Annotated in this window: 4 protein-coding genes and 1 pseudogene; 4 read left to right on the top strand and 1 reads right to left on the bottom strand. The window is 68.2% G+C overall.

The genetic code is table 11. From position 1 onward, the window contains the following. Positions 1–136: 136 nt before the first annotated feature. A complete protein-coding gene (locus tag ACSNOH_RS33920) occupies positions 137–1,177 on the top strand; it encodes a vWA domain-containing protein (RefSeq protein ID WP_436725294.1) in 1,041 nt (346 codons plus the stop codon). 174 nt (positions 1,178–1,351) lie between these two features. On the opposite strand, the gene ACSNOH_RS33925 is transcribed toward ACSNOH_RS33920, so the two are convergent. After that, a complete protein-coding gene (locus ACSNOH_RS33925; RefSeq protein WP_436725295.1) occupies positions 1,352–1,663 on the bottom strand; it encodes an SH3 domain-containing protein in 312 nt (103 codons plus the stop codon). A gap of 234 nt (positions 1,664–1,897) precedes the next feature. Between ACSNOH_RS33925 and ACSNOH_RS33930 the strand changes: the two genes are divergently transcribed. From ACSNOH_RS33930 to ACSNOH_RS33940, 3 genes and pseudogenes are all read left to right on the top strand, one after another. Continuing rightward, positions 1,898–2,431 (top strand): hypothetical protein, encoded by a 534-nt coding sequence (locus tag ACSNOH_RS33930; RefSeq protein WP_436725296.1) that lies wholly within the window; start codon positions 1,898–1,900, stop codon positions 2,429–2,431. A gap of 187 nt (positions 2,432–2,618) precedes the next feature. Further along, on the top strand, positions 2,619–2,993 hold the full coding sequence (locus ACSNOH_RS33935; protein WP_436725297.1) for a nuclear transport factor 2 family protein: 375 nt from the start codon (positions 2,619–2,621) through the stop codon (positions 2,991–2,993). Between the two features lie 313 nt (positions 2,994–3,306). Further along, positions 3,307–3,668 (top strand): annotated as a pseudogene (locus tag ACSNOH_RS33940) (hypothetical protein); the annotation flags it as partial.

A 3,668-nucleotide genomic window follows, 5' to 3' on the forward strand; every position in this document is an offset into this window, starting at 1 on the left:
TCCCGGCTCCCGGCTCCCGGCTCCCGGCTCCCGGCTCCCGGCTCCCGGCTCCCGGCTCCCGGCTCCCGGCTCCCGGCCGATTGTCAGTGGTGGGTGAGAAGGTGAGGGCACCAAGTCGGAATGAGGGGGATCGGCGTTGTCCGGAGTCCAGAATTACATCAATCACGTTGCCCTCGTGCTGGATGCCAGTTCGTCCATGTCACGCCTGAGCCAGAAGGCCATCGAAGTCGCCGATCAGCAGATCGCCTACCTGGCCCGCCGGTCGAAGGAACTGGACCAGGAAACGCGCGTGACGGTGTACGTCTTCGCGAACACGGTGGAGTGCGTCATTTACGACAAGGACGTGCTGCGGATGCCGTCTTTGAAGCAGCTGTACCGGGTGGGCGGAATGACGGCCCTGCTGGCAGCCACACTGAAGTCACAGCGGGAGCTGGCACAAACGGCTCAGCTGTACGGGGATCACAGCTTCCTGACGTTCGTGCTGACGGACGGACAGGAGAACGCGAGTCACCACTGCCCGGACGCCCCCACCAGGGATCCGCGCGAACTGGTCAAGGCCGTGTCCGAGATGATCGCCACGCAGGAGGACAACTGGACACTGGCCGTGCTGGTCCCGGACCAGATGGGCAAGCGTGAGGCCATGCGTTGCGGCTTCCCGAAGGACAACATCGCCGTTTGGGACGCCACCAGCACGCAAGGCCTGGAAGAAGCCGGGCAGGTCATCCAGGAGGCCACCGAGAAGTTCATGGTGGGCCGCACCCAGGGCATCCGTGGATCGCGGGCAGTCTTCTCCACCGGAGCAGATGCGGTTAACAAGGACACCATAAAGGCAGCCGGCCTCACGCCGGTGAATCCCTCGGACTACCAGCTGATCCCGGTGTCGCGGGATGCCGGCATCCGGGAGTGGGTCACCGAATGCGGGCACACCTACCGTACGGGTGCCGCGTTCTACCAGCTGAGCAAGTCGGAGAAGGTCCAGGCCCGGAAGCAGATCGCGGTGCTGGAGAAGAAGACGGACCGGGTGTACACGGGTCCTCAGGCCCGGGCCCTCCTCGGTCTGCCGGACGCGGAAGTGCGCGTCAAGCCCGACCACAACGACGACTTCACCATCTTCGTGCAGAGCACCAGCGTCAATCGGAAGCTCGTGCCGAACACGCGGCTGCTGCTCATGTCCTGAAACCCGAGAGCCGTGCCCGGCCGGTCCGGCCGGTCCGGCCGGTCCGGCCGGTCCGGCCGGCGGGCAACGCCCGCTGGTAGTGGGCCGGGCTGACAGCTGGACCACCGCCTCATCCAGCGGGAACGCCCCGGGGGCAGCGGGGACTGAGACCCTCCGCCGCCCCGGGGCTGCTGTTTACCAGCTCCAGTAGCCGTGGGAGATCCAGCCGGACACGCCGGTGTTCACGTCGTAGACCTTGTCCCACTGACCGTCGCCCGAGACGTCACGGTGCGCCAGGCGGTGGTTGCTGTAGCACAGGCCGACGACCGAGCTGGACGTGCTGGCGGCGGCGCGGATGCGCACGCCCTCGCCCTTGCAGTGGCCGTAGACGTCGTCGGCGTACGCCGGCGCCGCCAGAGCGGCACCGCCGAGCGCGGCGGCGACCAGCACGCCCGCGACAGCAGCCGCACGCTTGCCCGCGCTCTTCCCCCGAATTACAGAAATCACTTACTACTCCTCAGATGATGGTCGTGCCGAGCACCGATGATCTTGGACCCGGCGACGGGAACCTATCAGCGGATGATCTTGAAAAGCGGCCCCGAGACGGCGTCAAGACATGTCCATGACCGGTCAGTGACAGTGTTACGCCGAAGGGGTCGCGGTCTCAGGAGGCAGAGGAGGCGGCATGGGCACCCGGACCCGGCTACCGCTGACACAGCTCCATCGGCCATACTTCCCGCCGTGGACCACCGCATAGGCCAGAACACCCCGCCCACGCACGCCGCCGGAACCGATCCGGCGTTCATCCCCGGCCTGACGCCGCCGCGCCCTGCCGCGGCAGAGGAGCGTCCGGCAGTGCCGGCGGACTCCGTACCGGATGCCGTCGCCGCATCGGAGCCGCCGGCGGAAACGGAGGCGGCGGCTGTTACCACGGGGGAGGCGGCGCCGGCTGCTAACGAGGAGGAACCGCGACCGGCCGCCGACGGTCCGGCCTTCGAGGCATCCGACCGACGCGGCTCCGTCACTGTCGACAGCACCGGCGTCACGTTGCGCCTGGACGGTGAGACGGCCGACTTCGACTGGCCGGAGGTGGGTGCGGTAGAAACGCACACTCCCCGGTTCGGGCGTCAGCTCACCATCACGGTGCACGCCACCAACCACCACAGCTACAACGTCCACATCGAGGCTCCCAACCGGAACCAGCTCAAGCAGTGGGCAACGGAACTGGACGCCGTACTCGACTCCTATTTCGAAGACACGAAGTCCACCGACTGACCGGCAACGGGTGGCGGATCCTGGTTGGGAAGACCGGAGAGCCGCGGGACGGACCCGTACCTTTGCCGGCCGGCCGGCCGGAGCGCTGTTCCTCGCGCTCTTGCTGCGCCTCCGCAAGCGGAACGAGGGAGCGCCGTCCAAGGCTGCCGAGGACCATCGTCGGCGAGATGACTGGTATTACTGATGCATGCAGGAAGAGACCGCGCAGGGTGCGATCGACACGTTCATCTCCGCATTCAACGCCTCGGACGACAGGTACGTGACCAGTCTGCTCGCCCAAGCCCTGACGCCGGACGTGATCCTCTGGGGACCGCTGGGACGCAGTGAAGGCATCGTGGCAGTAGAGCGCTTCGTCCTGGACATCCGGCGCCATCCGGCAGGCACCGGCACGATGACCCGCTGTTCGGGCGTGGACATGCCCGATGAATGGGCCCGGTACGACTGGGCTTTCACCACTCCTGACGGCGGCCCCCGCCTCACTGGAACAGACGTCGTCCACCTGCGGCGCAACCTCATCGACCAGATCATCGTCTTCGCAGGAGACGTCAAGCCTCTCCCCTGAGCCCACCGCCCCCGGCTCAGCGGCTCGTCCGCGGCCGTGAGGTCGCGTTGCAGCCGCGAGTCCGCCGCTCTGTTGAGGGTGAGCACCGGGGAACGGCCACCTCATTGTCGTACATGTGACGGCGTCCGGCGCGCCAAGGCATCGGATGCCGGGTGATTTCGCGTACCGCGGTTCCGGGCCTCGAAGCAACGCCGGTCCGGGCAATGCGCGCAGTGCCTGCTGGGATGACGACGGCAAGGCCCGGGCCCCGCCACCGAACTGACGGGCGGTAGGGTCGCTGCTGTTTGGCCAGGACTCGACAGCCGGAGCCGTAGTGAACCACCCGCATCAGCCTTCGACGCCGCCGCCCTACCATCCCTCGGCGTTCGACCCTGACGCGACCGAGGTCCTCTCCGCCGGGGCCTGGCAGCAGTACGGCCACGCGCTGCCCGAGGACCCGGCCGGCTCGACCAAGCCGTTGCCGCGCATCCAACCCGAACCGGCGCGGCCCCACGAGCCCGGCCCTCCGGTTCGCCGGCCGAGGCGGGTGTGGATACCCGTCGCGGCCATCGCCGCTTGCGCGGCCGTCGGTCTCGCGGTCGGCGCGCTGGTGCTCGGTGGTGGCGAACAGGGCACGGCTCCCGCCGCCCGGTCACCGGAGCCCGATGTCCCCGCCTCCCCCACCACGCCCCACTC

This window comes from Streptomyces sp. URMC 127 (genome assembly GCF_051386535.1).
Taxonomy (GTDB): Bacteria; Actinomycetota; Actinomycetes; order Streptomycetales; family Streptomycetaceae; genus Streptomyces.

Coding starts and splice junctions, on each gene's coding strand:
- ACSNOH_RS33935 (WP_436725297.1), top strand. CDS start 2,619: ATGCAGGAAGAGACCGCGCAGGGTGCGATCGACACGTTCATCTCCGCA.